Origin of the sequence: Pseudoxanthomonas suwonensis 11-1, assembly GCF_000185965.1 — a bacterium.
Taxonomy (GTDB): domain Bacteria; phylum Pseudomonadota; class Gammaproteobacteria; order Xanthomonadales; family Xanthomonadaceae; genus Pseudoxanthomonas; species Pseudoxanthomonas suwonensis_A.
Map to the genome: position 1 here is coordinate 2,998,150 of NC_014924.1, position 26,990 is coordinate 3,025,139.

Annotated in this window: 25 protein-coding genes; 10 read left to right on the forward strand and 15 right to left on the reverse strand. The window is 71.3% G+C overall.

Features of this window, described 5'->3' with window-relative positions; translation table 11 throughout:
* The first annotated feature begins 48 nt into the window (after positions 1-48).
* The 3 genes from PSESU_RS13780 to PSESU_RS13790 all read left to right on the forward strand — a co-directional run bounded on the left by PSESU_RS13780 (position 49) and on the right by PSESU_RS13790 (position 2,387).
* Positions 49-693, forward strand: coding sequence for a thiol:disulfide interchange protein DsbA/DsbL (locus PSESU_RS13780; protein WP_013536408.1), 645 nt, complete (start codon positions 49-51; stop codon positions 691-693).
* 39 nt (positions 694-732) lie between these two features.
* Positions 733-1,539 (forward strand): thiol:disulfide interchange protein DsbA/DsbL, encoded by an 807-nt coding sequence (locus PSESU_RS13785; RefSeq protein ID WP_013536409.1) that lies wholly within the window; start codon positions 733-735, stop codon positions 1,537-1,539.
* Positions 1,540-1,607: 68 nt separating this feature from the next.
* Entirely contained in the window at positions 1,608-2,387 is a 780-nt protein-coding gene (locus PSESU_RS13790) for an endonuclease/exonuclease/phosphatase family protein (RefSeq protein WP_041765035.1), read from the forward strand.
* Between the two features lie 18 nt (positions 2,388-2,405).
* Here the strand turns inward: PSESU_RS13790 and PSESU_RS13795 are convergent, their stop codons facing one another.
* Positions 2,406-3,182, reverse strand: coding sequence for an SDR family oxidoreductase (locus tag PSESU_RS13795; protein WP_041764184.1), 777 nt, complete (start codon positions 3,180-3,182; stop codon positions 2,406-2,408).
* A 40-nt stretch (positions 3,183-3,222) separates the two neighbouring features.
* Here PSESU_RS13795 and PSESU_RS16305 point away from each other — a divergent pair, with 40 nt between their 5' ends.
* On the forward strand, positions 3,223-3,405 hold the full coding sequence (locus PSESU_RS16305) for a hypothetical protein (protein WP_155942778.1): 183 nt from the start codon (positions 3,223-3,225) through the stop codon (positions 3,403-3,405).
* Between the two features lie 69 nt (positions 3,406-3,474).
* Here the strand turns inward: PSESU_RS16305 and sppA are convergent, their stop codons facing one another.
* Complete coding sequence (gene sppA / locus PSESU_RS13800; RefSeq protein WP_013536412.1) at positions 3,475-5,382, reverse strand: signal peptide peptidase SppA; 1,908 nt, start codon at positions 5,380-5,382, stop codon at positions 3,475-3,477.
* A gap of 80 nt (positions 5,383-5,462) precedes the next feature.
* On the reverse strand, positions 5,463-6,863 hold the full coding sequence (locus PSESU_RS13805; protein WP_013536413.1) for an MATE family efflux transporter: 1,401 nt from the start codon (positions 6,861-6,863) through the stop codon (positions 5,463-5,465).
* Between the two features lie 95 nt (positions 6,864-6,958).
* Here PSESU_RS13805 and PSESU_RS13810 point away from each other — a divergent pair, with 95 nt between their 5' ends.
* Positions 6,959-8,023 (forward strand): DUF3667 domain-containing protein, encoded by a 1,065-nt coding sequence (locus PSESU_RS13810; protein WP_013536414.1) that lies wholly within the window; start codon positions 6,959-6,961, stop codon positions 8,021-8,023.
* Positions 8,024-8,046: 23 nt separating this feature from the next.
* Here the strand turns inward: PSESU_RS13810 and PSESU_RS16495 are convergent, their stop codons facing one another.
* Positions 8,047-9,420 carry a hypothetical protein gene (locus tag PSESU_RS16495; RefSeq protein ID WP_049782368.1) on the reverse strand — a complete coding sequence of 458 codons (1,374 nt, stop codon included), beginning with the start codon at positions 9,418-9,420 and terminating at the stop codon, positions 8,047-8,049.
* A 446-nt stretch (positions 9,421-9,866) separates the two neighbouring features.
* On the opposite strand from PSESU_RS16495, the gene PSESU_RS13820 reads away from it, so the two are divergent.
* Positions 9,867-12,092, forward strand: a complete 2,226-nt coding sequence (locus PSESU_RS13820) for a primosomal protein N' (protein WP_013536416.1) — start codon at positions 9,867-9,869, stop codon at positions 12,090-12,092.
* 7 nt (positions 12,093-12,099) lie between these two features.
* Here the strand turns inward: PSESU_RS13820 and PSESU_RS13825 are convergent, their stop codons facing one another.
* Positions 12,100-12,705 carry a hypothetical protein gene (locus tag PSESU_RS13825; protein WP_013536417.1) on the reverse strand — a complete coding sequence of 202 codons (606 nt, stop codon included), beginning with the start codon at positions 12,703-12,705 and terminating at the stop codon, positions 12,100-12,102.
* Between the two features lie 84 nt (positions 12,706-12,789).
* Positions 12,790-13,542: an NYN domain-containing protein gene (locus PSESU_RS13830; RefSeq protein WP_013536418.1), complete on the reverse strand. Its 753-nt coding sequence runs from the start codon at positions 13,540-13,542 to the stop codon at positions 12,790-12,792.
* A 90-nt stretch (positions 13,543-13,632) separates the two neighbouring features.
* Here PSESU_RS13830 and PSESU_RS13835 point away from each other — a divergent pair, with 90 nt between their 5' ends.
* Both PSESU_RS13835 and PSESU_RS13840 read left to right on the forward strand, forming a co-directional pair.
* Complete coding sequence (locus PSESU_RS13835; RefSeq protein ID WP_013536419.1) at positions 13,633-14,943, forward strand: MFS transporter; 1,311 nt, start codon at positions 13,633-13,635, stop codon at positions 14,941-14,943.
* A gap of 25 nt (positions 14,944-14,968) precedes the next feature.
* Positions 14,969-16,261, forward strand: a complete 1,293-nt coding sequence (locus PSESU_RS13840; protein WP_013536420.1) for an NAD(P)/FAD-dependent oxidoreductase — start codon at positions 14,969-14,971, stop codon at positions 16,259-16,261.
* Positions 16,262-16,267: 6 nt separating this feature from the next.
* On the opposite strand, the gene PSESU_RS13845 is transcribed toward PSESU_RS13840, so the two are convergent.
* The 9 genes from PSESU_RS13845 to rhlB all read right to left on the reverse strand — a co-directional run bounded on the left by PSESU_RS13845 (position 16,268) and on the right by rhlB (position 24,422).
* Positions 16,268-16,891, reverse strand: a complete 624-nt coding sequence (locus PSESU_RS13845; protein ID WP_013536421.1) for a trimeric intracellular cation channel family protein — start codon at positions 16,889-16,891, stop codon at positions 16,268-16,270.
* Positions 16,892-17,024: 133 nt separating this feature from the next.
* A complete protein-coding gene (gene rpoH, locus PSESU_RS13850; RefSeq protein ID WP_013536422.1) occupies positions 17,025-17,903 on the reverse strand; it encodes an RNA polymerase sigma factor RpoH in 879 nt (292 codons plus the stop codon).
* Between the two features lie 213 nt (positions 17,904-18,116).
* Positions 18,117-18,830, reverse strand: coding sequence for a pirin family protein (locus tag PSESU_RS13855; RefSeq protein ID WP_013536423.1), 714 nt, complete (start codon positions 18,828-18,830; stop codon positions 18,117-18,119).
* Positions 18,827-19,213, reverse strand: a complete 387-nt coding sequence (locus PSESU_RS13860; protein WP_013536424.1) for a hypothetical protein — start codon at positions 19,211-19,213, stop codon at positions 18,827-18,829. Before PSESU_RS13860 ends, PSESU_RS13855 begins: the two co-directional genes overlap by 4 nt.
* An 89-nt stretch (positions 19,214-19,302) precedes the next feature.
* Positions 19,303-20,043 (reverse strand): uracil-DNA glycosylase, encoded by a 741-nt coding sequence (gene ung / locus PSESU_RS13865; protein WP_013536425.1) that lies wholly within the window; start codon positions 20,041-20,043, stop codon positions 19,303-19,305.
* A gap of 34 nt (positions 20,044-20,077) precedes the next feature.
* The gene (locus tag PSESU_RS13870) at positions 20,078-20,902 is read right to left on the reverse strand and encodes a response regulator (RefSeq protein WP_013536426.1); all 825 of its coding nucleotides are present in this window, start codon (positions 20,900-20,902) and stop codon (positions 20,078-20,080) included.
* Positions 20,902-21,852, reverse strand: coding sequence for a permease-like cell division protein FtsX (gene ftsX, locus PSESU_RS13875; RefSeq protein ID WP_013536427.1), 951 nt, complete (start codon positions 21,850-21,852; stop codon positions 20,902-20,904). Before ftsX ends, PSESU_RS13870 begins: the two co-directional genes overlap by 1 nt.
* Positions 21,849-22,535, reverse strand: coding sequence for a cell division ATP-binding protein FtsE (ftsE, locus tag PSESU_RS13880; RefSeq protein WP_013536428.1), 687 nt, complete (start codon positions 22,533-22,535; stop codon positions 21,849-21,851). Before ftsE ends, ftsX begins: the two co-directional genes overlap by 4 nt.
* A 150-nt stretch (positions 22,536-22,685) precedes the next feature.
* Positions 22,686-24,422, reverse strand: coding sequence for an ATP-dependent RNA helicase RhlB (rhlB, locus tag PSESU_RS13885; protein WP_041765041.1), 1,737 nt, complete (start codon positions 24,420-24,422; stop codon positions 22,686-22,688).
* A gap of 218 nt (positions 24,423-24,640) precedes the next feature.
* Here rhlB and trxA point away from each other — a divergent pair, with 218 nt between their 5' ends.
* Both trxA and rho read left to right on the forward strand, forming a co-directional pair.
* Positions 24,641-24,973, forward strand: a complete 333-nt coding sequence (trxA, locus tag PSESU_RS13890; protein ID WP_041764185.1) for a thioredoxin TrxA — start codon at positions 24,641-24,643, stop codon at positions 24,971-24,973.
* A 250-nt stretch (positions 24,974-25,223) separates the two neighbouring features.
* Positions 25,224-26,984 (forward strand): transcription termination factor Rho, encoded by a 1,761-nt coding sequence (gene rho, locus PSESU_RS13895; protein ID WP_013536431.1) that lies wholly within the window; start codon positions 25,224-25,226, stop codon positions 26,982-26,984.
* Positions 26,985-26,990 lie beyond the last annotated feature (6 nt).

Genomic DNA, 26,990 nt, shown 5'->3' on the forward strand with positions numbered 1-26,990 from the left:
CGTCGTTTTTTCCGGAAGGCGACTTCCGGCGGCCCCGGGAATCCTGCGATGAAGTACCTGCTAGCCGCACTGCTGACGCTCCTGATGTCCTGCGCACCTGCTGCCGGGGCCGCCGAGCTGCGCGAGGGCGAGGACTACGTGCGCATCGAGGCCGGCGCCTGGGCGCCGCGCGCCGGCCGGATCGAGGTGGCGGAGGTGTTCGCCTACACCTGCCCGCACTGCGCCAGCTTCGAGCCCTACCTGCAGCAGTGGAAGCGGCGCCTGCCGGCGGACGTGGACGTGGTGCCGGTGCCGGCGGCCTACGGCGGCGGCCCGACCGAGGCCTGGGCGCGCGCCTTCCTGGCGTCCCAGCGCCTGGGCGTGGCCGCGCGCAGCCATCCGGCCCTGTTCCAGGCCCTGCACGAGCGCCGGACACTGCCGCGCAACCCCACCGCCGCCGAGCTGGGCGAGTTCTTCAGGGCCTACGGCGTGGATCCGGAGCGCTTCCGCGCGACGATGGCCTCGCCCGAGGTCAATGCCCAGCTGGAGCGCATCCCCGACTGGCTGCGCGCGATCGGCCTGGAAGGCACCCCGACCCTGGTGGTCAACGGCCGCTATCGCGTGCGCGGGCGCGACTTCGACGACGCCCTGCGCATCGCCGAGGCCCTCATCGCCCGCGAGCGCGCCGCCGCCCGCACCCAGACTTCCCGTTGACGGCCGCTGGCCGATCCTCATCATCCCCGGAGACATGAAATGAACATGCGCCACCTCCTGCCCCTGCTCCTGCTGGCCAGCCTGGCGGCCTGTTCCAGGGAAGGTTCCGCCCCGGAGCCGGTCCAGGCCCCGACCGAGGCCGCCGCTCCCCAGGCTCCGGCCGAGCCGGCCCAGCCGCAGGTGGGCGCGGATGAAACGGCCCCCGCCGAGGAAGCAGCGTCCGACACCACCGCCCCGGCGGCGCCGGCTCCGGCCGCCCCGACCGGCCCGGCCCCGGTCGCCGGCGTGGACTACAAGGTCATCGAGGGCGGCCAGCCGTTCCAGCCGGTGGCCGGCAAGATCGAGGTCGCCGAGGTGTTCGGCTACACCTGCCCGCACTGCGCCAGCTTCGACCCGATCCTCGAGTCCTGGCGCGCGCGCCAGCCGGCCGACGTGAGCGTGGCACTGGTGCCGGGCGCCTTCGGCGGCTACTGGACCCCGTATGCCCGCGCGTTCTTCACCGCCGAGGCCCTGGGCGTGCTGCCGAAGACCCACGCGGCCACCTTCCGCGCCATCCACGTCGAGCGCAGCCTGCCGGTGAACGCCAACGTCGGCGCCAGCGACCTGGCCCCGTTCTATGCCAAGCACGGCGTGGACGCCAAGCGCTTCACCGACACCTTCAACAGCTTCGGCATCGATGCCAAGGTCAACCGTGCCCGCCAGTTCGCCTCGCGGTCCAAGGTCGACGGCACCCCGGCGCTGGTGGTGGCCGGCAAGTACACGATCAACGTCGACCAGCACGGCTTCGAGAAGATGCTGGCCACGGCCGACTGGCTCGTCGCCCAGGAGCGTGCCGGCGCGCGTTGAGCGCCGGTAGCACGCCCATGGATACCCCGCCCGTGACCGACATGCAGTCCGGAGAACCGGGCGGGACCATGCTCGAGGCGGGCGCGCCGCCCACGCGCCTGCTGCGGGTACTGTCGGCCAACATCCAGGCCGGCTCCAGCACCCGCCGCTACAGCGACTACGTCACCCGCAGCTGGTCGCACGCGCTGCCGGCCGGGCGCAAGCGCACCAGCCTGGACGCGATCGCGCAGCTGGCCGCCGCCCACGACATCGTCGGCCTGCAGGAAGCCGATCCCGGCAGCCTGCGCTCGGGTTTCACCAACCAGACCCATTACCTGGCCCAGCGCGCCGGCTTCCATTACTGGACCCACCAGCCCAACCGCAGCGTCGGCGGCGTGGCCTCCAGCGCCAACGGGCTGCTGAGCAAGCTGGAGCCGGTGCGGATCAGCGACCACGCCCTGCCCGGCCGGATCCGCGGCCGCGGAGTGCTGCTGGGCCACTTCGGCGACGGCCGCGAGGGCCTGACCGTGGCGGTGGCGCACCTGTCGCTGGGCGCGAAGTCGCGCATGTCGCAGCTGTCCTTCATCGCCGAACTGCTGCAGGATCACCCCAACGCGGTGCTGATGGGCGACTTCAACTGCCTGCCCGACGTGCCGGAGATGGAGCTGCTCTACCGCACCACCAGCCTGCGCCCGCCCGAGTGCGTCGTGCCGACCTTCCCCAGCTGGAAGCCGCAGCGCGCGATCGACCACATCCTGGTCAGCGGCGACCTGCGTTGCGCCGGGGCCAAGGCGCTGCCGGCGGCGTTCTCCGACCACCTGGCGCTGGCGATGGACATCGAGGTGCCGGAGCGCAGCCTGCGCACCTGAGCAGGCGCGTGCGACGCCTCAGAAGCCGTAGCGCAGGAACCCGCCGTCCACCGCGATGCATTCGCCGGTCACGTACGAGGACGCCGGCAGGCACAGGTAGGCGACCGCCCCGGCCACTTCCTCCGGTTCGCCGATGCGGCGCATCGGGGTGCGCTCGAGCACCTGGTCGTAATAGTCCGGATCGGCCAGCGGCCCGGAGGTGCGACGGGTGCGGATGTACCACGGCGCGACCGCGTTGACCCGGATGCCGTCGGCGGCCCATTCGCAGGCCAGGTTGCGGGTCATCTGGTGCATGGCCGCCTTGGTCATGCCGTAGACCACGCCGCTGCGCACGTGGGTCAGGCCGGACACGCTGCCGACGTTGACGATGGCCGAGGAGGCGTGCCGTGCCAGCAGCGGGTGCGCGTAGCGCGACAGCTCGAAGGCGGAGAACAGGTTGGTCTCGAAGATCGAGCGCCACTCGTCCTCGGTGTAGTCCACCGCCGGGCGGGTGACGTTGCCGCCGGCGTTGTTGACCAGGATGCTGAGGCCGTCGCCCTGGTCCTCGGCCCAGTCCAGGATCGCCTGGCGGTCCTCGTCGTCGGCCACGTCCGCGGCCATGGCGCGGAAGGACTGGTCCGGATACAGCGTCTCCAGCTCCTCCACCGTGTCCTGCAGCGGATCCTCGTTGCGCGCCACCAGCAGCAGGTCCGCGCCCAGCGCGGCAAGCTCGCGTGCGATCGCCAGGCCGATGCCCGCGCTCGCGCCGGTCACCAGGGCCAGCTGTCCATCCAGTCGCCAACGGTTCGTAGCCATGCGGCGTAGGATACCCGGCGGGCCTTGCGAGGAGTGCGGCATGGATCTCCACCTGCGATCCGTCGTTCGATCCTTCCCCGCGCGCACGTGGCGCACACCGGCATTGGCGCTGGCGTGCCTGCTGGCGCTGGCCGCCTGCCGGCCGGAACCGCCGCCTACCGAGCGTCCGCCAGAGCCGAAGGCCGCGGCGGCGACCGACCCGCACGCCGAAGACCTGCGCTGAAGCTTGCGGAAGCCGGAAAGAAAACGGCCCCGCCAGGGCGGGGCCGTCGATGCTGCATCGTGCGGCGGCTTACAGGCCGCAGAAGCAGTAGGCCAGCGACTTCACCGGCGCACCGTCGCGCTCGCTGACCGCGTTCTCGACGAAGCGCAGCTGCGCCTCGGTCTCCGGCATGGTCCGCGCCAGCACCGCGCGGGCGAAGCTGGTGTCGTCCAGCAGGGTCGCGGCGACACGGCTGCCGGCCATGCCGGCCAGGAACTGCGCGAACGGCGACGGATCCTTCTCGACGTAACGCACGCGGTACTTGCCTTCCTCCAGGTCCACGCGCGAGGCGGCGTCGGCGATGGCGTCGGCCAGCCCGCCCATGGCGTCGACCAGGCCGCGGTCCAGCGCCTGCGCGCCGCTCCACACGCGGCCGCGGGCGACCTGGTCGATGTCCTCGACGCTGCGCTCGCGGGCGTCGGCGACCTTGCCGATGAAGTCGGCATAGCCCTTGTTGATCACCGACTGGATCACGCGGCCCACTTCCGGATCCAGCGGGCGGGTCACGTCGAACGCGCCGGCGTAGCGGGTGGTGCCCACGCCGTCGGTGTGCACGCCGATCTTGTCCAGGGTGCGGGTGAAGTTCGGGACCAGGCCGAAGATGCCGATCGAACCGGTGATGGTCGACGGGTCGGCATAGATGCGGTCGGCATTCATGCTGATCCAGTAGCCGCCCGAGGCGGCCAGGTCGCCCATCGACACCACCACCGGCTTGCCGGCGGCCTTCAGCAGCGCGACCTCGCGGCGGATCTGCTCGGAGGCGAACACCTCGCCGCCGGGCGAATCCACGCGCAGGACCACGGCCTTGATGTCCTCGTCCTCGCGCGCCTGGCGCAGCAGGGCCGAGGTCGACTCGCCGCCGATGGTGCCGGCCGGCTGGTCGCCGCCGGTGATCTCGCCCTCGGCCACGACCACGGCCACCTGCGGGCGCTTGTCCAGCGGCAGGGCCTTGCTGCGGTCCAGGTGCTGCAGGTAGGCACCCAGGCCGATGTTGCGGAAGCCCAGGTCGTCATCCTCGTCGGCAACGCCGCGTTCGACCAGCAGGTCCCGCACTTCCTCGCGGGTCTTCAGTCCGTCGACCAGCTTCAGCTGTTCGGCATGGCGGGCGATGTCGCCGCCAGCGGCCTCGATGCCCGCGGCCAGCTGGTCGATCTGCGCGGCCAGCTCGGCCTTGTCCAGCTTGCGCGCCTTGGCCACGTCGTCCAGGTAGCGGTTCCAGATGTCGTTCATCCAGTACAGGTCCGCTTCCTTGGACTCGGCCGAGGCCGCGTCGAGGATGTACGGCTCGGCTGCGGACTTGTACTCGCCGACGCGGAACAGGTGCACGTCCACGCCCAGCTTTTCCTGCAGGCCCTGGCGGAAGTACTGGCGGTAGCGGCCGATGCCCTGCAGCAGCAGGCTGCCCATCGGGTCCAGGTAGACCTCGTCGGCCTGCGCCGCCAGCAGGTACTGCGACTGGCCCAGGTTCTCGGAGAACGCCACCACCTGCTTGCCGGACGCGCGCAGGGTGCCCAGCGCCGCGGCCAGCTCGCGCAGCGAGGCGTAGCCGGACGGCTGCAGGCCGTCCAGGCGCAGCAGCACGCGCTCGATGTTCTTGTCCTCGCGCGCGGCCTCGATCGCGCGCAGCAGGTCGCGCAGCTGCACTTCGCCGGAATCCTGCGAACCCATCGCCTTGGCCAGCGCGCGGCTGACCGGATCGGTGCTGAACTGCTCGACCAGGCGGCCCTGCGGCGCCAGCACCAGGGTGGTGCGTTCCTTCATCGGCTGGGCACCGCTGCCACGGCCGAGGGCAACCACGAAGCTGACGAGGACCAGGAACAGCAGCCCGAAGAACAGCAGGTTGAGGATCAACCGCCGGGTGAAGTTCATCACGTCCCACAGCCCCACGAAGAAGGCGGCGATCGGGTTGCGGCGGGGCGGCAGCGGCGGCGGAATCATTCAGTCACTCCAGCGGGGGACGGCATTTCGGGGATTGTCGCGAGGCAGCATAGCCGGGCGGCGCGGTGGATTCATGCGACTTAAGTAACCGTGCCGGAGGTCGTGCCGGCAACGGGGACGGCAACCGGCGGCGGCAGCCGGCGCAGGCTGTGGGACAGGCGCCAGCCCATCAGCACCGCGGCGGTGGTGAGGCCCAGGATCAGGCCGGTCCACATGCCCTGCGGACCCTGGCCCAGGCCCAGCCCCAGCCAGGCGCCCAGCGGCATGCCCACGCCCCAGTACGAGACCATGGCCAGGAACATCGGCACCCGGGTGTCGCGCAGGCCGCGCAGGGCGCCGGCGGACATCACCTGGATCCCGTCCGGGAACTGGAAGGTGGCCGCGTACAGCAGCAGCACCGAAGCGGTCGCGGCGACCGCGGCGTCGCGGGTGTAGATGGCGACGATGGCGTCGTGCCCCAGCAGCATCACCAGCGCCGAGCAGGCCTGCGTGGCCAGGACGATGGTGTAGCCGGCACGCGCGGCGCGACGCACGCCCAGCGGGTCGCCGGCGCCCAGCGCGCGACCCACGCGCACCGTGGTCGCCTCGGCCAGGCCCATCGGCACCATGAAGCACAACGCGGAGACGTTGATCGCGATCTGGTGCGCGGCCGCCGGCACCTCGCCCAGGCGCGCGATCAGCAGCGCGGTGGCGATGAACAGCCCGCCCTCCATCAGCACGGTCACCCCGATCGGCAGGCCGGTGGCGAGCAGGCCGCGGATGTCGGCCCAGCGCGGCGGATCGAAGCGCGCGAACAGGCCCAGCGGCGCGAACCTGCGCGAGACCGCCAGGTAGCCGGCGAAGCACAGCGCCTGCAGCCACATCACCACCGCCGAGGCCGTGCCCAGGCCGGCAGGCCCCATCTCCGGCAGCGGGCCGACGCCGAAGGTCAGCGCATAGCCCAGCGGCGCCAGCACGCCCAGCCCGGCGAAGCCCAGGACCATGGTCGGCAGGGTCCAGTGCAGGCCTTCGCTGAGGTAACGCATGCAGAAGAACAGGATCAGCGCCGGCACGCCCCAGCGGATCGCATGGGCGAAGGCGATCGCCCCCGGCACGATCTCCGGGGCGATGCCGAACCGGGCCAGGCCCAGCGGCGCCAAGGTCAGGAAGGCGAACATCAGCAGGCCCAGGCCCAGCGCCAGCCACAGCGCCTGGCGGAACAGCGGCGCGATCGCGTCGCGGCGGTTGCTGCCGTCCAGCTGCGAGACCGATGCGGTCAGCGCGATCAGGGTGCCGATCGGCACCATCATCGGCAGCCACAGCAGCGCGGTACCGACCGTCACCGAGGCCAGGGTCTGGGTGCCGTGGCGTCCGGCGATGACGTTGTCGACGAAGCCGATCAGCCCGGTGGACACATGGCCCAGCACCAGTGGCAGGGCGAGGGTGACCGTGGCGAGCAGCTCCTGGCCGAAGCGGCGCTCCGGCAGGGAATGGGAAGACATGGATGCGCTGGGAAGCTGCGGCCGTGCCGGGGGCACTGGCACCGGGCTCCGCGGGGTGGCTATGTTAACCGCCCCCCGCCACCCCCGACCACGCCGTGCACGAAGGCCATCCAGGCGCCTGCGCCAACTGCTCCACCCCGCTGCAGGGCGAGTACTGCCACCTCTGCGGACAGCATGCGCACAGCCCGGTGCGCAGCTTCGCCCATGCCGTGGAGGAGGTGTTCGAGTCGTTCTGGCACCTGGACGGACGCATCTTCCGCACCCTGCGCCAGCTGCTGGTCCCGGGCCTGCTGGCCCGGGACTACCTGGCCGGCAGGCGCGCGCCGTACGTGGCGCCGATGCGCCTGTTCGTGGTGCTGTGCGTGCTGACCTTCTTCGTCGGCCGCGGCGTGATCCACTTCGGCGACGACGGCAGCGGCGACGCGGCGGTGAAGGTGCAGATGGTCGACCAGGGCGTGGCGCAGGCGACCACGGCCGAGGAAGTCGAGCGCGTGCGCGAAAAGCGCGTGGCGGAACTGGCCGAGGCCCGCGACCAGCTGCCACCCCTGATGGGCCCGATGCGCGGCGGCTTCGACCGCACCATCGAAGAGCTCCACGCCCAGGCCGACGCGCGGGTGCGGGAACTGGGCGGCACCCCGACGCCGCGGCCGGTGGCGGACGCCGGGCCGGAACCCACCACCTGGCTCGAAGCCCAGGACCAGCGCATGCGCCGCAACGTCGCCCGCCTGCAGGACGACCCGGAACTGCTCAAGCACGCGTTCCTGGGCAGCATGCCCAGCGCCCTGTTCCTGCTGGTGCCGGTGTTCGCCCTGCTGCTGAAGCTGGCCTACCTGGGCAGCGGCCGGCTGTACCTGGAGCACCTGGTGGTGGCGCTCTTCAGCCACGCCTTCCTGTGCCTGGCCCTGCTCGGGCAGATGCTGCTGGCGCTGCTTTCGCGCTGGACCGGCGCCTACGTGCCGCTGGTCGCCACCGGCCTGACGCTGCTGTCGCTGGCGCTGTGGTTGTGGATGCCGGCGTACCTGCTGCTGATGCAGAAGCGGGTCTACGCCCAAGGCTGGGTGCCGACGGTGCTGCGCTTCATCGGGGTCGGTCCGGTGTATTCGGTGCTGGTCGGCCTGGTGGTGGCCGTGGTGTTCCTGCTGAGCCTGGCGCGGATCTGACCGGGGCCTGGTCGCGCCGGCGCTCAGCGCCGGGCGGCTTCCTCCAGCCACGCCTTGCGGCGCTCCGCCGGGATCGCCAGCAGTTCCTGGCGCAGCTCGATGCGCCCGGCCGGAGACTGCCGGCGCAGCACGTCGGCAAGATGGATACGGTGTTCGGAGTCCATGGCCCGCAGCACCGCCAGCAGGCGGGTGCGCTCCTCCCCGGGTACGTGGCCCAGCCACGGCTGCAGGCGCGGCCAGTCGCTGCCCAGGCGCGGGCCCAGCAGCCAGCCGCGGCGTTCCATTCCGTCCAGCCCGGCAAAACGCTCGCGCAGCGCGGCCTGTCCGTCGGCGGGCAAGGCGGCGAACTGCACCGCGGTCTCGCGCAGCTGGGCCTGCTCGGCGGCATCGAGTCCACGCCAGGCCTGCACGGCCAGCGAGCCGGACAGGTCATCGACCACGGCGGCGGGTGGCACGCCCTCCCCTTCAGCCTCGCGCTCGATCCGCGACTCCGGTGCCCCGGCGGCATACCAGGACAGCAGGGCCAGGTCCGCGACCACGGGGTCGGCCGGAGGCTCGTCCAGCGCCGGCGGCACCGGCTCGCCGGCGACCGCGGGTGGCTCGGCCTCGGGCAGGGGCTCGACCAGGATCGGCCCACGGTCGCGCACACGCATGTCGTCGGTTTCGACGGTTTCTTCCTCGTCCAGTGCCGGCAGCAACGCCGAACCGGCCGACGGCTTGAGCCACCACCACAGTCCGCCGGTGGCAGCGGCCACCAGCAGGATCAGCAGCAGGGCCACCAGGCCCGGCCGGCGCGGCCGCGCCGGTGCCGAGGCACGCGCGCGCGGCGATGGCGCCGGCTCCGTCGTGGGCGGCACTTCCGGGCTGCCATGGCCGGCCAAGGCGGTTTCACGCAGGGCGGCGATGCGCTCGAGGCGGCTCTCCGGCAGCTCGCGGGCGGCGACCTGGATCGCGTTGGCCAGACGGTGCCAGGCGGCGGCGTCGACCTCGCCGCGGGCGTCGCGCGGGCAGGCCGCGGCCAGGCGCTCGCGGTAGGTGTCCAGCGACACACCCATGGCATCGGCAGCCGGCTGCTCGTCCAGCCCACCGGCCAGGCGCAGCAGCAGGGCACGGCGGTCGGCAGGGGCAGGGGTCGCCAGCAGGTCGATCTCGCCAGGCCACTCGCCGCGGCCGCTGTCCAGCGGGCAGGCGGCGAGCAGGCGCCAGTAGCGCCCCGGCCAGTCCGCCATCGGCAGCTGCGCGGCCTCGGCCTGGAAGGCGCGGGTGGCCGCGGCCAAGGCCTGGTCGGCGGCTTCGGGATCGCCGCCCTGCAGCCACAGGAACACCCACGCGCGGCGCTCGCTGCCCCTGAGGAAGGCGGCCAGGGCCGGCGGAACATCGCTTGCGGGGTGCTGCACTGGAGGTCCGGGGTTGCGGGCGAAGGTCGGGATGATATGCGCCAGCCGGTCGAAACCGAGCCTTGACGACAGCCCGGTCAGGCGCTCCCCCCTGTCTTTCCGGGGCTTGCGCCCGATCAGGTTGTGCACAGCGCAAAGAACGTTGCTGGAAATCCGCGTGCAATCAGGACTGACACTGGCCTTCACCTTGGTTCCACGACCAAGTGGCTGATTTTTCTTGCTTTTTGCATGTGGCGTTTTTTTGACCAACCTGAGCGGCACGTCGCTCTGGCCGCATTTGCGGCGTGAAGCCACAGCGTCATGCACAAACTTATCCACAGTTTGTGTGGATAAGGTTGAATCTCCAACTGTGACGGTGGTTTACGTGGCCTTTAGAAAGGTACCGATAGCAATCCGCCGCAGGACAGCAATCCCGTCCGCCGCGGCCGGGCCTTAGACTTCCTGTCATGCCCCCAACCGCTTCCACGGCGGCGTGCCTCCGGGTCGCCCTGCCCGTGCCCCTGCCGCGCCTGTTCGACTACCTGCCTCCGTCCGGCGAGACGCCGGCGGCCACGGACGTGGGCCGGCGGGTGCGGGTGCCGTTCGGCCAGCGCGAGCTGGTGGGCGTGGTGGTCGGCAGCGGGCCGGCCGAGGTCGGCGATGGCCTGCGCCAGGCCCTGGCCTTCCTGGACCCGCAGCCGCTGCTGCACGGCGAGCTGCTGGATTCGCTGCGCTGGCTTGGCCGCTACACCCATGCCCCGCTGGGCGAGGTGTTCGCCACCGCCCTGCCCAGCGTGCTGCGTGCCGGGGAGCCGCTGCCGGAAACCCATGCCTGGGCCTGGCAGCTGACCGAGGCCGGGCGCACCGGCCTGGCCGGCCTGCGCAGCGGCACCCGTCCGCAGCGGCTGGCCAGCCTGCTCGGGGACGGCCCGGTGGACGAGGACCGGCTGGCGCTGGAGCTGGACGAGTGGCGCGAGGCTGCGCGCTCCCTGCTCAAGCGCGGCTTCGCCGAGCGGGTCGCGGTGCCGGCCAGCGCGGTGGCCCCGGCGCCGCAACCCGGTCCGGTGCCCAATCCCGAGCAGGAGGAGGCGATCGCCACCCTGCGCGCCGCCAGCGGCTTCAGCCCGGTGCTGCTGGAAGGCGTCACCGGCAGTGGCAAGACCGAGGTCTACCTGCATGCCATCGCCGACTGCCTGGCGCGCGGCCGCCAGGCGCTGGTGCTGGTGCCCGAGATCGGACTGACGCCGCAAACCCTGGCCCGCTTCCGCGCCCGCCTGGGCGTGCCTGTGCATGCGCTGCACTCCGGGCTCGCCGATGGCGAGCGCGCCCGGGTCTGGGCGGCGGCCTGGCGCGGCGAGGCGCGGGTGATCGTCGGCACCCGCTCGGCGGTGTTCACCCCGCTGCCGCAAGCCGGGCTGATCGTGGTCGACGAGGAACACGACGGCAGCTACAAGCAGCAGGACGGCATCCGCTACCACGCCCGCGACTTCGCCCTGGTGCGTGGCAAGGCGCTGGACGTGCCGGTGCTGCTGGGCAGCGCCACGCCCTCGCTGGAAACCCTGCACAACGCCTGCGCCGGGCGCTACGGCTACCTGCGCCTGCGTCGTCGTGCCGGCGATGCGCGCCCGCCGAGCGTACGCATCCTCGACGTGCGCAAGCGCCCGCTGCAGGCCGGGCTGGCGCCGGAGACCCTGCAGATGGTCGAGGCCGCGCTCAAGGACGGCGGCCAGGTGCTGGTGTTCAAGAACCGCCGCGGCTATGCGCCGGTGCTGCTGTGCCACGACTGCGGCTGGAGCGCGCACTGCCCGCGCTGCAGTACCGAGGTGCAGTCCACGCCGCTGACCGTGCATGCGGGTGGCGGACGCCTGGTCTGCCACCACTGCGGCCACCGCCAGCCGCGCCCGCTGGCCTGCCCGGACTGCGCCAGCCTGGCCCTGCAGCCGCAGGGCGTCGGCACCGAGCGCCTGGAGGAACTGCTGGCCGAGCGCTTCGCCGGCTGGCCGGTGCTGCGCATCGACCGCGGCACCACCGCGCGCCGCGAGGGCCTGCAGAAGCTGCTGGCCCAGCTCGGCGACAGGCCCGGCATCCTGGTCGGCACCCAGATCCTGGCCAAGGGCCACGACCTGCCCAACCTCACCCGGGTGGTCGTGGTCGGCGTGGACGAGGGCCTGTTCTCCTCCGACTTCCGCGGCGGCGAGAAGCTGGCCCAGCTGCTGGTGCAGGTGGCCGGCCGCGCAGGCCGTGCGCGCAAGCCCGGCGAGGTGTGGTGGCAGACCCACCATCCCGACCACCCGCTGCTGCACGCGCTGATCAACGGCGGCTACGAATCCTTCGCCGCGGCGGAGCTGGTCCAGCGCGAGGCGGCGTCTTTCCCGCCGTATGCGCACCTGGCGATGCTGCGTGCCGAAGCCAGCCAGGTCGAAGCAGCCTCGGCCTTCCTGCGCGCCGCGCGGCATGCGCTGGAGGATGCGGCCTGCGCCGGCGGCAAGGCGCCGGAGGTGGAGCTGCACGGCCCGATCACCGCGCCGATGCCGCGCCGCGCCGGCCACTACCGCATGCAACTGCTGGTCTCCTCGCCGCGGCGTGGCGCGCTGCATGCGTGCCTGGATGCCGCGCTGCCGGGGCTTTACGCACTGCCCGAGGCGCGGCGCACGCGCTGGTCGCTGGACGTGGATCCGGTGGACCTGTACTGAGCAGCGGCTACATCCGGCACTTCCAGCGCTTCATGCTGGCGACGATCGCCTCGGTACTCTCGGGTTTCGCACTCAATGCGCCGCGGAGTTCCCCGCACGCCTTGCGCCTGGCGGCCTCCTGCATGCGGCCGCCGAACGAGCTGTCCTGCATCCGCAGTCCGGGAAGATGGCTGGGCGGCACGAACGGATCCGCGTCGCCATGCGCGAACAGGTCGCGACGGAAGTTGTCGTCGCCGCCATTCCCGCCGGGCTGTCGCATGAGCCACCCCTCGGGCAGGTCGAGGCTCAAGGCTGGTACCCGGGACGGCTCCGGGGCTGCAATGGCCGTCTGCCCCGTGGTTGCAACAGCCGCCGCAGGCGAAGGCCCGGGGGCAGCCTCCGCTTTGATTGGCGGGATGGCCGCCCGCGGCCGCGGACGTTCGGACCAGCTGATCCGCATCCGCTCCAGCGGTTCACGCGGCGTCGTGTCCTCGCCTCCCCGGCCGCTGGAAAGCAGCAGCACGATCGGGCCATGCACCGCCACCGCCAGCGCCATGGCCAGCCAGCGCCATTGCGGCGGCTCCTCGTCACCGGCGTGCGTGGCATGCCGCGGGCTTCCCTGCGTGGCTTCCATGGATGTCCGTCTCCGGCGTCCTGCACCGGCATGACTGACCGCCGCGGCGGCCCATGGTTCCCGCGTGCGGCGTGACCGCGCTGGTCAGCCGGCCTTCTTCTTCGCCGGGGCGCGGCGCCTGGGCTTCTCGCGCACCCACAGGGTCTTGCCCTCCTCGCGCATCTCGAACAGCGCGGTGGCCTTCACCAGGTCGCTGAGCTTGCGGTACCCGTAGTTGCGCGGATCGAACGAGGCCTGGTTGCCGATCTGGCTGCCGACCACGTCCAGCCGGGTCCAGCCGTCGTCGCCGCTGCCGGCGTCCACCGCGCTGCGCAGCATCTGCACCAGGCGCGCGTCGTTGCGCAGCTCCTGCGCGTCCTTCGGCGTGGTGCTGCCCGACTGTTCGCTGTCGGCAGCCGGCCGGCCCAGCGCCTCGACGTAGGTGAACTTGGAGCAGGCATTGACGAAGGGCGACGGCGTCTTCTTCTCGCCGAAGCCGTAGACCTTCATGCCGTCGGTCAGCAGGCGCATCACCAGCGGGGTGAAGTCCGCGTCGCTGGAGACGATGGCGAAGCCGTCGAGGTTGCGCGCGTACAGCAGGTCCATGGCGTCGATCACCATAGCCATGTCCGAGGCGTTCTTGCCGCTGGAATAGGCGAACTGCTGGATCGGGCGGATCGCGTATTCGTGCAGCACCGCTTCCCAGCCCTTGAGGTTGGGGCTCTTCCAGTTGCCGTAGGCGCGGCGGACGTTGGCCACGCCGTGGCGGGCGACCTCGGCCAGCACCAGGTCGATCTTCGACGCCGGCGCGTTGTCGGCGTCGATCAGCAGGGCGATGCGCTTTTCGGGTTCGGCCATGGCGGTACCTCTGGATGATGCCGGGAGTCTGGCACACGACCCGTCGCCGCGTCGCCGACACCGGGCCGCGGCCCATGCCATCATCGGCCCATGGCCGTGACCCGTGAACTCACCCCCGCCCGGCGCCTGCGCAGCATCTTCAGCGGCTCGGTCGGCAACCTGGTGGAGTGGTACGACTGGTACGTCTACGCGGCGTTCTCGCTGTACTTCGCCGAGGTGTTCTTCCCCGGCGGCGACCGCACCAGCCAGCTGCTGAAGACCGCGGCCATCTTCGCCGTCGGCTTCCTGATGCGCCCGCTGGGCGGGTGGCTGCTGGGACGCTATGCCGACCGCCACGGGCGCAAGGCGGCGCTGCTGCTTTCGGTATGGATGATGTGCAGCGGCTCGCTGCTGATCGCGCTCACCCCGGGCTACGCGAGCATCGGCATCGCCGCGCCTGTGCTGCTGGTGCTGGCGCGGCTGCTGCAGGGCCTGTCGGTCGGCGGCGAGTACGGCACCTCGGCGACCTATCTCAGCGAGATGGCCAGCCGCGAACACCGCGGCTTCTGGTCCAGTTTCCAGTACGTGACCCTGGTGATGGGCCACCTGCTGGCGCTTGGCGTGCTGCTGGCGCTGCAGGCGCTGCTCGATGCCGAACAGCTGCGCGCCTGGGGCTGGCGCATTCCGTTCGCGATCGGTGCCCTGGCCGCGCTCGTGGCGATGTGGCTGCGGCGGACCATGCTGGAGACCGAGTCGTTCGTGCGCAGCGAGGCCGACGGCTCGCCGGCGCACCAGCGCCGCCAGGGCACGTTGCGCCTGCTGCTACGGCACCCGCGTGCGCTGCTGAGCGTGGTCGGCCTGACCATGGGCGGCACCCTGGCCTTCTATACGTACACGACCTACGTGCACAAGTTCCTGGTCAACAGCGCCGGCCTTCCCAGCGAGAGCGCGGCGCGGGTCAATGCCGGCACGCTGTTCGTGTACATGCTGCTGCAGCCGCTGGTGGGCGCGCTGTCCGACCGCGTCGGCCGGCGACCGGTGCTGATCGCCTTCGGCGTGCTCGGCACCCTGCTCACCGTGCCGATCCTCGACCGCCTGCAGGATGTGCAGACCGCCGGCGAGGCGTTCTGGCTGGTGCTGCTGGCGCTGGTCGTGGTCAGCGGCTACACCGCGATCAATGCGGTGGTGAAGGCCGAGCTGTTCCCGGTGGAGATCCGCGCCCTGGGCGTGGGCCTGCCCTACGCGCTGACGGTGGCGATCTTCGGCGGCAGCGCCGAATACATCGCCCTGTGGTTCAAGCAGCACGGCATCGAGCGCGGCTTCTACTGGTACGTCACCGCCTGCATTGCATGCTCGCTGCTGGTCTACCTGTGGATGCCCGATACCCGGCGGCATTCGCGCATCGACGAAGACCCCGCCTGACCAACCCGACCGACTGGAGTCCCCGATGAGCGCAGCCCGTCCCGATCGCCCGCACCTGGTCGTGATCGGAGGCGGCTTCGCCGGGCTCTGGGCCACCCGCGCGCTGGCCTGGTCGCCGCTGCGCATCACCCTCGTCGACCGCAGCAACCACCACCTGTTCCAGCCCCTGCTCTACCAGGTGGCGACGGCCGGGCTTTCCGCGCCGGATATCGCGGCCCCGCTGCGCCATATCCTGCGCCGGCAGCGCAACGTCGGGATCCGCCTGGGCGAAGTGGAGGCGATCGATCCGCAGGCGCGCACGGCCACGCTGGCCGACGGCAAGGCGTTGCATTACGACTACCTGCTGCTGGCCACCGGCGCGACCCATGCCTACTTCGGCAACGAACAATGGGCGCAGCACGCGCCCGGGCTGAAGTCGCTGGACGACGCGCTGGAACTGCGGCGCAAGCTGCTGCTGGCGTTCGAGCGCGCCGAGGCCTGCGACGATCCGGCCGAGCGCGCGGCCTGGCTGGAGTTCGCCATCGTCGGCGGCGGGCCGACCGGCGTGGAGCTGGCCGGCACCCTGGCCGAGATCGCGCGCCATACCCTGCGCGACCAGTTCCGCAACATCAACCCGGCCACCGCGCGCGTGCGCCTGATCGAGGCCGGACCGCGTGTGCTCGCGTCCTTCCCCGAAGACCTGTCGGAGAAGGCTCGGCGCCAGCTGGAGAAACTGGGCGTGGAAGTCAGCACCGGCGTGCCGGTGACCGACATCAATGCCGGCGGCTACCGCCTTGGCGACACCTACGTGCATTCGCGCACCATCGTCTGGGCCGCCGGCGTTGCCGCCTCGCCGCTGGCGCGTTCGCTGGGCGTGCCGCTCGACCGCGCCGGGCGCGTGCCGGTCGAACCGGACCTGTCGGTGCCCGGGCATCCGGAAATCTTCGTCGGCGGCGACCTGGCCGCGGTGGAACAAGCCGACGGTTCGCCGGTGCCGGGCGTGGCGCCGGCGGCCAAGCAGATGGGCCGGCATGTCGCCCGCGCGATCCAGGCGCGGCTGCAGGGCGCGCCGGCGCGGCCGTTCCGCTACCGCGACTTCGGCAACCTGGCCACGATCGGGCGCATGGCCGCGGTGGTCGACATTCACGGCATCCGGCTCTCGGGCGTGCTGGCCTGGTGGTTCTGGCTGGCCGCGCACGTGTTCTTCCTGATCGGCTTCCGCAACCGCCTGGTGGTACTGCTCAACTGGGCCTGGGCCTACTGGAGCTACCAGCGCGCGGCGCGGATCATCCTGGGCCGCGAGCCCGGCAGCGCACGCGACGCGCCGCCACCGCCATAGCGATCCTCAGTTGCGGTCGTCCGGCAGGTGCGCGGCCGGGAGGTGCCAGCCGTGGCGGATCGCCATGTAGCGCAGGCCGAAGCAGACCAGCGCGCCAACCGCCATCGCCGGCGTGCGTGGCAGGTCGAACACGTCGGCCAGCGCGACCACGCCGCCACCAACCAGGGCCGCCACCGCGTACAGCTCGGCCTTGAGCACCACCGGGATGCGCGCCACCAGCACGTCGCGGGCCACGCCACCGCCGATGCCGCTGAGCATGCCCAGCAGGGTCGCGGCGAATGGCGAGAGTCCGTAGTCCAGCGCCTTGCTGGTACCCAGCACCGCGAACAGCGCCAGCCCGGCGCCGTCGAACACCTGCACCGGGTTGCGCATGCGCTCGATGGTCTCGTGGCGGTAGAAGGTCACCACGCCGGCGAGCATGGCCACGGCCAGGTAGCGCCAGTCGGCCAGCGCCGCCGGCGGCTGCGCGCCGATCAGCACGTCGCGCGCCAGGCCGCCGGATACCGCCGCCGCGCAGGACAGGACCAGCACCCCGAACACGTCCAGCCGGTAACGCACCGCGAGGGTGCCGCCGCTGAGGGCGAACACGAAGGTGCCGAGCAGGTCGAACAGCAGCAGGAGCAGGCTCACGGCGCGTCAGGTCCAGGAGGTACGGGGCAAGCATCGCAGCGGGCTGCGGCGGTGTCATGCCGGGGCCACGGGCCGCACAAACAAAACGGCCCGGGAAAACCCGGGCCGTCCGTGACGCGCGCTGGTGGAGGCTTCAGGCCGCCAGCAGCGCGCGCATCTTCTTCATGGCATTCGCCTCGATCTGGCGGATGCGCTCGGCGGAGACGCCGTACTCGTCGGCCAGCTCCTGCAGGGTCACCTTGCTCTCGTCGTCCAGCCAGCGGCGGGCGATGATGTCGCGCGAACGCGCATCCAGGCTGGCGAGGCCGTCGCGCAGCAGGTCGAGCTTGTGGCCCTCGCTGTCCTCGCGCTCCAGCGCCTGCGACGGATCCTCGTCCATCGAGACCAGGTAGGCGGCCGGCGACGGCGGCGCGTGCTCCTCGTCCTCGTCGGCCGGGGCGTCGAAGCCGATGTCGCGACCGGACAGCCGCGACTCCATCTCCAGCACCTCGCGCTCGGACACGTTGAGGTCCTTCGCCACGGCGCTGACCTCGGCGGCGTTCATCCAACCCAGGCGGGTCTTGGCCTTGCGCAGGTTGAAGAACAGCTTGCGCTGGGCCTTGGTCGTGGCGACCTTGACGATGCGCCAGTTCTTGAGGATGAACTCGTGGATCTCGGCGCGGATCCAGTGCACGGCGAAGCTGACCAGGCGCACGCCCAGGTCCGGGTCGAAGCGCTTGACCGCCTTCATCAGGCCGATGTTGCCTTCCTGGATCAGGTCACCCAGCTGCAGTCCGTAGCCGTTGTAGCCGCGGGCCACGTGCACCACGAAGCGCAGGTGCGAGTGCACCAGCTCGCGGGCGGCGTCCAGGTCTTCCTGGTCGCGGTAGCGGCGGGCAAGGGCCTGTTCCTCCTCGACGCTCAGCACCGGGATCTGGTGCACGGCGCCGATGTAGGCCTCCAGCGACCCGAGGGGGCTGGGGACCGGCAGGTTGTTGGCGACGAGCTGGGTGGAACGGATGGTCTGGGTCATGTCTGGCATCTTAGCAATCGGTGGGTTGGACTGCTAACGCCGGATTTGGTTCCCCGGCATTGCGGTAGCGGAACGACCCCTGTTCAGGAAATCGCAAGGAAAACAGCAGCTTGGCACTTGCCCATCCGAGGCGCCTATTGTCGTTGTCGCGCAGGGGCCGCGACAGGCATGTGACCCTCGCGGCCGGCCACGGGTTCCCGGGCCGCCTGGAACTTACTGGCCCGGCAGCGCCGGCAGGTCGAACACCAGCACTTCGGCGTCCTCGCCGGCCCCGATCAAGACCTCGGCCTCGTCCCGGTAGCGCAGGGCATCGCCCGCCCCAAGGCGCTGGCCATTGACCGTGGCCGCGCCGCGGACCAGGTGGACGTAGGCCAGCCGGCCCGGAGCCAGGGCCAGGCGGGCCTGCTCGGAACCGTCGAACAGGCCGGCATACAGCCGGGCGTCCTGGTGCATCTTCAGCGAGCCGTCGGCACCGTCGGGCGAAACCACCAGGCGCAGGCGACCGCGCTTTTCGGCCGGGTCGAAGCGCTTCTGCTCGTAGCCCGGGGTGATCCCGGTGCGCTCGGGCAGGATCCAGATCTGCAGGAAATGGGTGGCACGGTCCGGCTCCGGGTTGAACTCCGAGTGGGTCACGCCGGTGCCGGCGCTCATGCGCTGCACCTCGCCCGGCAGGATCCGCTCGACATTGCCCATCGAATCGCGGTGGGCAAGCGCGCCCTCCAGCACGTAGCTGATGATCTCCATGTCCTGGTGGCCGTGGGTGCCGAAGCCCTGGCCGCCGGCGACCCGGTCCTCGTTGATCACCCGCAGCGGACCCCAGTGCACGTGCTCCGGGTCGAAGTACCCGGCGAAGGAGAAGCTGTGCCATGAATCCAGCCAGCCGTGGTTGGCGTGGCCGCGCTCGGCGGCGGGTCGCTTGGTGATCACAGGGCACCTCCGGGGGTCATGTGGGTGTCGTTCGACCTGTCGGCGCGGTCGCGCCGCCAGGCATCGAAGCTGAAATCGCCGGCGCCCTGCGCTGCCAGCAGCACCAGGCCACCGCCCAGCAGCAGGCTCCAGCCCAGCCAGAGCACCTGCTCTGGTCCGGCCATGTCCAGCAACGCAAGCGCGGGCACCAGGACCAGCGCGGCCAGCAGCAGGGCCGCCGTGCGCGACCAGGCGCCGGCCAGCAGGGCGGCCGACGCCAGCAGCTGCAGGGCCGGCATCAGCAGGGCCAGGCCCGACCCGCCAGCGGCCAGCCGCTCCCAGCCGTCGGCGGCAAGCACCAGCGACAGGGCGATGCGGGCAAGCAGGACATATAGATGGTGCATGGCGACCTCGTGGCGGAACCCAAGGCTGGGTTCCGATGGCCGACAGCATGATTGATAACGCCCGCGCAATAAACAGGCCGTCAGAACACTTATCGTTCTATCTGTACAGCGTGTTCGGCCAGCATGGCCTCCACTTCCGCCCGCGGCGGCAACGACCAGTCCACCGGCGCCTGGCCGCGGCGGGCCAGGTACTCGTTGGCGGCAGTGAAGTGGCCGCAGCCGAAGAAGCCTCGATATGCGGACAGCGGCGAGGGGTGCGGCGCCTTCAGCACCCGGTGCCGGCGCGAGTCGATGATCCGGCCCTTGGCCTGGGCGTAGCTGCCCCAGAGCATGAACACCAGGCCCTCGCGCTCGCGGGCCAGGGTCTCGATGGCGTGGTCGGTGAAGCCTTCCCAGCCCTTGCCCTGGTGGGCGCCGGCCTTGCCCTGCTCGACCGACAGCACCGCGTTGAGCAGCAGCACCCCGCGCCGGGCCCAGGGCAGCAGGCAGCCATGGTCCGGCCGCGGCAGCCCCAGCTCGGTGCCGATCTCCTTGAAGATGTTCTCCAGCGACGGCGGCACCGGCACCCCCGGCAGCACCGAGAAGCACAGGCCATGGGCCTGGCCGGGCCCGTGGTACGGGTCCTGGCCGAGGATCACCACCTTGACCTGGTCGAACGGGGTGGCATCGAAGGCGGCGAACAGGCGCGGGCCCGGCGGATAGACCTGGGCCCCGGCGGCCTTGCGCTGGCGCAGGAACGCCGACAGCTCGCGCATCTCCGGACGCAGCAGCCAGTCGCCGATGCGCGCCTTCCACGAAGGCTCGAGGCGGATGACGGGTTCCCCTGCCATGCCCGGTTCCAGCGCCGCGGCCGCCAGGCGCGGCCTAGCGCTCCTCCAGCCGCGCCAGGCGCAGCTGGAACAGCACCTTGGTGACCAGCAGGCGCTCCTCGATCGGCTTCTGCACCAGGTCGTTGGCGCCGGCGCGCAGCAGCCCGGACTGGTTGTGGCGGTTGGCGTCGCCGGTCATCACCAGCACCGGCAGGCGGCGCTTGCCGTAGTCGAAGTCGATGCGGATGCGCTCGACCACGTCGCGGCCGCTCAGCTCGCCCTTGAGGGTGACGTCGGTCAGGACCAGGTCGATGCGCGGCACCCGGCCCAGCGACTCGGCGGTCAGCAGCGCGAACGCCTCCTCGGCGGTGAGCACGTGCACCACTTCCAGCTGCTGGCGCTCGAGCATGCGCTTGGTGGCCTCGGCCACCACCCGGCTGTCCTCGATGTAGAGAACGCGCGCGCCGGGGATCGGCTGCGGCTGCACGTAGCCGCTGATGAACTCGGCCAGCGCCTCGTGCCCCAGCGACTTGTCGAAGTAGTCGGTGACGTATTCGGTGAAGCGGCGCTCGACCAGGTGCTGCTGGGCGTCGCCGGAGACCACGATGATCGGCACGTAGGCCTGGGCCGCGGCGCGCACGCTGCGTGCCAGCTCCATGCCGTCGCCGTCGGGCAGCGAAAGCGCGGTGGTGACCAGGTTGACCGGTCCGTCCTCCAGCGCCTGGCGTGCCTCCTCGATGCTGGAGCAGCCCACGACCTCCACGCCCGGCAGGTCGCGCACCAGGACATCGGCGATCAGTTTGCGGACCAGCTTGGATCCATCGGCGACCATCACCCTGGGGTTGTCGCTGATCAGGTACTTCAGGTCGTGCGAGGCCATCAGGTCTCCGTGGGACGGGTCTGGCGCAGGAAATGACCGGTGACCGCCCAGGCCCCCAGCCACCCCATGAGAACGGTGCCCACCAATACCATCGACGAGTGCAGGGCATCCAGTCCCTTCAAGGCGAAGTGGCTGCCATAGCTCTCGCTGAGCGCGGCCAGCGGCCCGCCCAGGGCGGCACCGGCGCCGCCGATCAGCGCCAGCGCGACCACGCCGGCACCGAGGCCGTACCAGGCACCGAGGTAGAGGAACGGACGGCGGATGAACCCATCGCTGGCGCCGAGCAGCTGCAGCACGCCGATCTCCTCGCGCCGCGACTGGATGTCCAGGCGCACGGTGTTGCCCACCACCAGCAGCGCGCCCAGGCCCAGCAGCACCGACAGCACCTGGACCACGCGCTGGCCGAAGCGCAGCCAGGCATCCAGGCGCTGGCGCCAGAGCGCGTCGTGCTGGACCAGGTCGGCCTGCGGCATCGCCTCGAGCTCGGTCGCCAGGCGCGACTCGTCGCCCTGGCCGGTGGGAGTCACCACCAGCAGGGTCGGCAGCGGGTTGTCGCCGAGCGCGTCGATCGCCTCGCCCAGCCCGGCCTCGCGCAGCTCGGCCAGGCCCTGCTCCGGCGCGCGCACATCGACCGAGGCCACGTCGGCGCGGGCGCGCAGCTTCTCCGCGACCAGGGCCGCGGCCGGCGGGGCCACGTCCTGCCTGAGGAACAGGTTGATCTCGCGCGACTGCTGCACGCTGCCGGCGAAGTGGCGCAGGTTGTCCATCACGATCGACAGGCCCAGCGGCAGTGCCAGGGCCATGCCCATCACCGCGATGGTCAGCAGGGTCGCCCACGGCTTGCCCGCGGCGCGGCCGGCGCTGAAGGCCAGGCTGTGCAGGTGCTGGTCGAACCACACGCGCAGGCGCGAGGGCGCGGAGGGGGCGGTCGCCTTCTTCGCGGTACTCATTCGGCCAGGTCCTGCGGGGAGATGTCGTCGACCAGGCGGCCGTGGTCCAGCACCAGCACGCGCTTGCGCATGCGCTTGAGCAGGGCCAGGTCGTGGCTGACCACCAGCACGCTGGTGCCGCGCTCGGGCAGGCCGGCGAACAGCTCCATGATCTCGGCGGCCAGGGTCGGGTCGAGGTTGCCGGTCGGTTCGTCGGCCACCAGCAGCGGCGGCTCGGCGATGATCGCCCGGGCGATGCCGACGCGCTGCTGCTCGCCGGCCGACAGCTGGGTCGGCAGCGCCTTCTCGCGGTGGCCCAGGCCCATGCGCTCGAGCACCGAGCGCACCCGCTTGCCGATCTCGGCGCGGCGGGTGCCGCGCAGGATCAGCGGCAGGGCCACGTTCTCGCCCACGGTGCGGTCGGTCAGCAGGCGATGGTCCTGGTAGACCACGCCGACCTGGCGCCGGTGCAGGGCGACCTTGCCGCCGCGCACGCGCTGCAGGTTGCGCTCGCCCAGCAGGACCGCGCCGCGGCTGGGCCGCTCGGACAGGTGGATGAGCTTGAGCAGGGTGCTCTTGCCGGCGCCGGAATGGCCGGTGACGAACAGCATCTCGCCTTCGTCCACGGCGAAGCTGACGTCGACCAGTGCCTGGTGCCCCCCCGGGTACTGCTTGCTGACGTTTTCGAATCGCAGGACGGTCATGCCGCGATTATGCGGGGGCGCGCACGGCGAAGCGACCGTGGCGGCGACGGCCGCAGGAATCGTCGCTCCAGATGCACGTATCCCCGGACGTGGCGGCCACGACCGGGGATACGGGGGCAACGCGATTGGCGCCCTTGCGGGCGCGCGGGGTCAGCCGCCGACCAGCGAACGCAGCTTGCGGCCGATGCGGCCCAGCAGCGACTCGCGCTTGCCGGCGTCCCTGGGCTGCGCCTGGGCGCCGCCTCGGTTGGACGGAGCCGACTGGCGGATCGCCGGCACGGCCGACGGATTGGCCTGGTCGGCGGCGGCCGGCGCGGCGGCGCCATCGACCGGCTTGCCCTTGCGGCGGCGGCGACGCTTGCGCGGGCCGCGCTCGCCCTCGGCAGCCGGCGCGGACCCGGCGGCCGGAGCCTGCGCGGCGCGCGGGGCCTCGGCCACGGCGGCGGCCGGAGCGACGGCCTGGGCCTCGCCAGCGGCGGTGGGGGCAGCGCCCTCGCCCTGCGGCTTGCGGCGCGGACGGCGCTCGCCTTCGCGACGCTCGCCGCTACGGCCACCACCACTGCCGGAGCCGCTGCGGCCGCCACGCGAACGGCCGCCACCGCGGCGTTCCTCGTCGGCGGCGCGCTGCTCGCGGGCCTCGCGGAAGATCTGGCCGATACTCTCGTCCTCGCCCTCGTCGCCTTCGGCGCGCACCCGCTCCGGGCGCGGCAGCGGGGTCAGCAGCTCGGCGGTGACCGGCTCGGAGGGAATCTTCTGCTCGATGTAGGCCTCGATGTCCGGCAGGCTCATCGCGTAGCGCTCGCAGGCGAAGCTGATCGCATCGCCCTCCTCGCCCAGGCGCGCGGTGCGGCCGATGCGGTGGACGTAGTCCTCGGCGTCGAACGGCAGGTCGTAGTTGTAGACGTACTTGATGCCGTCGATGTGCAGGCCGCGGGCGGCCACGTCGGTGGCGACCAGGATCTCCAGCTGGCCCTTCTGGAAGCGGTTGAGCAGGGTCTCGCGCTTCTTCTGCGGCACGTCGCCGGAGAGCACGCCGACCCGGTAGCCGGCCTTCTCCAGCGCGCGGGCCACGCGCTCGACGAACACCTTGGTGTTGACGAACACCATGGTGCGGGCGCCCTCGCTGCGCGACAGCAGGCCCAGCAGCAGCGGCAGCTTCTCCTCGTCGGAGGGGTAGTACAGGCGCTGGCGCACGCGCGCGGCGGTGATGGTCTCGGTCTCGACCACCAGCTTCTCCGGCTCGTTCATGTGCTCGTAGGCCAGCTCCAGCACGCGGTGGCTGAGGGTGGCCGAGAACAGCAGGGTCTGGCGCTCGGTGCGCACCGGCATGCGCCGCAGCAGGAAGCGGATGTCCTTGATGAAGCCGAGGTCGAACATGCGGTCGGCCTCGTCCAGCACGCACATCTCGCAGGCGTGCAGCGAGACCACCTTGTGCTGCTTGACGTAGTCGATCAGGCGGCCGGGGGTGGCGATGATCACGTCCACGCCCTGCTGCAGCAGCTCGCGCTGCTTGTCGTAGTCCACGCCGCCGTAGACCAGTGCGAAGCGCAGCCCCAGCTGGGAACCGAACTTGACCGCGTCCTTGTGGATCTGGATCGCCAGCTCTCGGGTCGGGGCCAGGATCAGGGCGCGCGGGTCTTCCGGCTTGCGCTCGGCCAGCGCCGGGCGGGTCAGCAGGCGGTTCATCACCGCGACCAGGAAGGCCAGGGTCTTGCCGGTGCCGGTCTGGGCCTGGCCGGCGACGTCGCCGCCGCGGAGGGCCACCGGCAGGGTCAACGCCTGGATGGGGGTGCAACGGGTAAAGCCCGCCGACTCGAGCCCGGCCAACAGCTCCGGGTGCAGGTCGAAGGAGGAAAAAGTCACATCGGTCAGCGGCTTGTCGCTCATCATCCAGTCTTCATGTGGCCTGTCCCAGCGTGTCCGGGCAGGCGGCCTTTGGCGGCCTTGCAAATACGTTCCCGGCCGCCGCACACTGCGCCGGCGCCGGGCCGCGCGGCAGTCGGTGGGACGGTGTAACCCACTTGACATCTCCGCGGAACGCCCCAGTTTACCCTAAGCTGCCCCCTGCCCCGTGGAGGGCGGTTCGCAAACCCGCGGAGACACAAGTGAACGACAAGGTGATGCATATCGGCGATGCCGATTTCGACAGCGCCGTGCTGCAATCCCAGGAACCGGTGCTGGTGGACTTCTGGGCCGAGTGGTGCGGCCCCTGCAAGATGATCTCGCCGATCATCGACGAGCTGGCCGACGCCTACGACGGCAAGGTCAAGGTGGCCAAGGTCAACATCGACCAGAACCGTGCCACGGCGATCAAGTACCACGTGCGCTCGATCCCGATGCTGCTCCTGTTCAAGGACGGCCAGGTCCAGGCGACCCAGGTCGGTGCCGTCGGCAAGGGCCAGCTGACCCAGATGATCGACAAGACCCTGGCGGCCTGAGGCCGCCCGCCGGGCAGGCCCAGCAGCCTGCCTGGCCCCGGGGCCTGAACGTGGCCCCACCAGTCCCTGGCGGCGCTTGCCGCCGCCGGGACGCTGGTGCTAGTGTCGGCGGGTCCGGTCGTCCTGCGCGACCGCCGTACCGCCGCAAAGCGAGATGGCCCCCGAGGGCCCACGACGCCGGCGCACCCCACCCAATCGAGTCATCCGCCCGCTTCCGGGCGCTCGCATCTGCCAGCGAGGAATTCCAGTCTTGTCCGAGAACACCCAGCCTGAAGCGCCCGGGAGCGACGACGCACCCGCCGAGAAGCGCGCGCGCAAGCGTGTGGCCAAGCCCGCCGAAGCCGCTTCCCCCGCCTCCGAATCCACTCCCGCGACCCCGCCGGTCCAGGCTGCGCTGCCGATGCCTTCGGCGCCGTCCGGCGGCGAGTCCGCGCCGGCTGCCAGCGCCCCCGCCCCCCAGGGCGCCGGCCAGGGCAAGCCGAAGGACACCCAGGACGCGCCTGCCCAGCAGGGCGGCGGCCAGCAGGGTGGCCAGCAGAACCCCAATAACCAGAACGGCGGCCAGAATGGTGGCCAGAACGGCAACGACGGCGACCGCGAAGGCGGCCGCAACCGTCGCGACCGCTTCCGCAACCGCCGCGATCGCCAGCGCGAGCGCTTCCGCGACGACGGCGGCATGCAGGACGACGGCGCCCAGAACCAGCCGCACGTCCCGCGTCCGCATCCCAGCGTGCCGGAAGGCTTCCCCCAGTACTCGCTGGGCGACCTCAAGCGCATGCCGGCGCACAAGCTGCTGGAGATCGCCGAGCAGCTGAACATCCACGAGGGCGTGGCCCGCGCGCGCAAGCAGGACGTGATCTTCGCCCTGCTCAAGGTACTGACCCGCCACGGCGAGGGCGTGCAGGCCGACGGCGTGCTGGAGATCCTGCCGGACGGCTTCGGCTTCCTGCGCGCGGCCGAGGCCAGCTACCTGGCCGGCCCGGACGACACCTACATCTCGCCCAGCCAGATCCGCCGCTTCAACCTGCGTACCGGCGACCACCTGTCCGGCCGCATCCGCTGGCCCAAGGACGGCGAGCGCTACTTCGCCCTGTCGGTGGTGGACACCATCAACGGCGAGCCGCTCGAGGCGAGCAAGAACAAGACCCTGTTCGAGAACCTCACCCCGCTGTTCCCGCGCCGGCGCTTCCGCCTGGAGCGTGGCGACGGGTCGACCGAGGACATCACCGGCCGCATCCTCGACCTGATGGCGCCGCAGGGCAAGGGCCAGCGCTCGCTGATCGTCTCCCAGCCCAAGGCGGGCAAGACGATGATGATGCAGCAGGTCGCCACCGCGATCACGACCAACCACCCGGACGTGCACCTGATCGTGCTGCTGATCGACGAGCGTCCGGAGGAAGTGACCGAGATGCAGCGCACCGTGCGCGGCGAGGTCATCTCCTCGACCTTCGACGAGCCGGCCGCGCGCCACGTGCAGGTCGCCGAGATGGTGATCGAGCGCGCCAAGCGCCTGGTCGAGCACAAGAAGGACGTGGTGATCCTGCTCGACTCGATCACCCGCCTGGCCCGCGCCTACAACAACGTGGTGCCGTCCTCGGGCAAGGTCCTGACCGGCGGCGTGGACGCCAACGCCCTGCACCGCCCGAAGCGTTTCTTCGGTGCCGCGCGCAACGTCGAGGAAGGCGGTTCGCTGACCATCATCGCCACCGCGCTGATCGATACCGGCAGCAAGATGGACGAGGTGATCTACGAGGAGTTCAAGGGCACCGGCAACTCCGAGGTGCACCTGAGCCGCCGCATCGCCGAGAAGCGCGTGTTCCCGGCCATCGACATCAACCGCTCCGGCACCCGCCGCGAGGACCTGCTGATCGAGCCGGAACTGCTGCAGAAGATCTGGATCCTGCGCAAGCTCCTGCATCCGATGGACGAGATCGGCGCGATGGAGTTCATGCTCGACAAGATGAAGAACACCAAGTCCAACGACGAGTTCTTCTCCTCGATGAAGCGCTGAACCATC

What these genes read in the sequence shown, in the direction of transcription:
- PSESU_RS13780 (WP_013536408.1), top strand. Translation starts at nt 49, where the DNA reads ATGAAGTACCTGCTAGCCGCACTGCTGACGCTCCTGATGTCCTGCGCA.
- PSESU_RS13785 (WP_013536409.1), top strand. Translation starts at nt 733, where the DNA reads ATGAACATGCGCCACCTCCTGCCCCTGCTCCTGCTGGCCAGCCTGGCG.
- PSESU_RS13790 (WP_041765035.1), top strand. Translation starts at nt 1,608, where the DNA reads ATGCTCGAGGCGGGCGCGCCGCCCACGCGCCTGCTGCGGGTACTGTCG.
- PSESU_RS13795 (WP_041764184.1), bottom strand. Translation starts at nt 3,182, where the DNA reads ATGGCTACGAACCGTTGGCGACTGGATGGACAGCTGGCCCTGGTGACC.
- PSESU_RS16305 (WP_155942778.1), top strand. Translation starts at nt 3,223, where the DNA reads ATGGATCTCCACCTGCGATCCGTCGTTCGATCCTTCCCCGCGCGCACG.
- sppA (WP_013536412.1), bottom strand. Translation starts at nt 5,382, where the DNA reads ATGATTCCGCCGCCGCTGCCGCCCCGCCGCAACCCGATCGCCGCCTTC.
- PSESU_RS13805 (WP_013536413.1), bottom strand. Translation starts at nt 6,863, where the DNA reads ATGTCTTCCCATTCCCTGCCGGAGCGCCGCTTCGGCCAGGAGCTGCTC.
- PSESU_RS13820 (WP_013536416.1), top strand. Translation starts at nt 9,867, where the DNA reads ATGCCCCCAACCGCTTCCACGGCGGCGTGCCTCCGGGTCGCCCTGCCC.
- PSESU_RS13825 (WP_013536417.1), bottom strand. Translation starts at nt 12,705, where the DNA reads ATGGAAGCCACGCAGGGAAGCCCGCGGCATGCCACGCACGCCGGTGAC.
- PSESU_RS13830 (WP_013536418.1), bottom strand. Translation starts at nt 13,542, where the DNA reads ATGGCCGAACCCGAAAAGCGCATCGCCCTGCTGATCGACGCCGACAAC.
- PSESU_RS13835 (WP_013536419.1), top strand. Translation starts at nt 13,633, where the DNA reads ATGGCCGTGACCCGTGAACTCACCCCCGCCCGGCGCCTGCGCAGCATC.
- PSESU_RS13840 (WP_013536420.1), top strand. Translation starts at nt 14,969, where the DNA reads ATGAGCGCAGCCCGTCCCGATCGCCCGCACCTGGTCGTGATCGGAGGC.
- rpoH (WP_013536422.1), bottom strand. Translation starts at nt 17,903, where the DNA reads ATGACCCAGACCATCCGTTCCACCCAGCTCGTCGCCAACAACCTGCCG.
- PSESU_RS13860 (WP_013536424.1), bottom strand. Translation starts at nt 19,213, where the DNA reads ATGCACCATCTATATGTCCTGCTTGCCCGCATCGCCCTGTCGCTGGTG.
- ung (WP_013536425.1), bottom strand. Translation starts at nt 20,043, where the DNA reads ATGGCAGGGGAACCCGTCATCCGCCTCGAGCCTTCGTGGAAGGCGCGC.
- PSESU_RS13870 (WP_013536426.1), bottom strand. Translation starts at nt 20,902, where the DNA reads ATGGCCTCGCACGACCTGAAGTACCTGATCAGCGACAACCCCAGGGTG.
- ftsX (WP_013536427.1), bottom strand. Translation starts at nt 21,852, where the DNA reads ATGAGTACCGCGAAGAAGGCGACCGCCCCCTCCGCGCCCTCGCGCCTG.
- ftsE (WP_013536428.1), bottom strand. Translation starts at nt 22,535, where the DNA reads ATGACCGTCCTGCGATTCGAAAACGTCAGCAAGCAGTACCCGGGGGGG.
- rhlB (WP_041765041.1), bottom strand. Translation starts at nt 24,422, where the DNA reads ATGAGCGACAAGCCGCTGACCGATGTGACTTTTTCCTCCTTCGACCTG.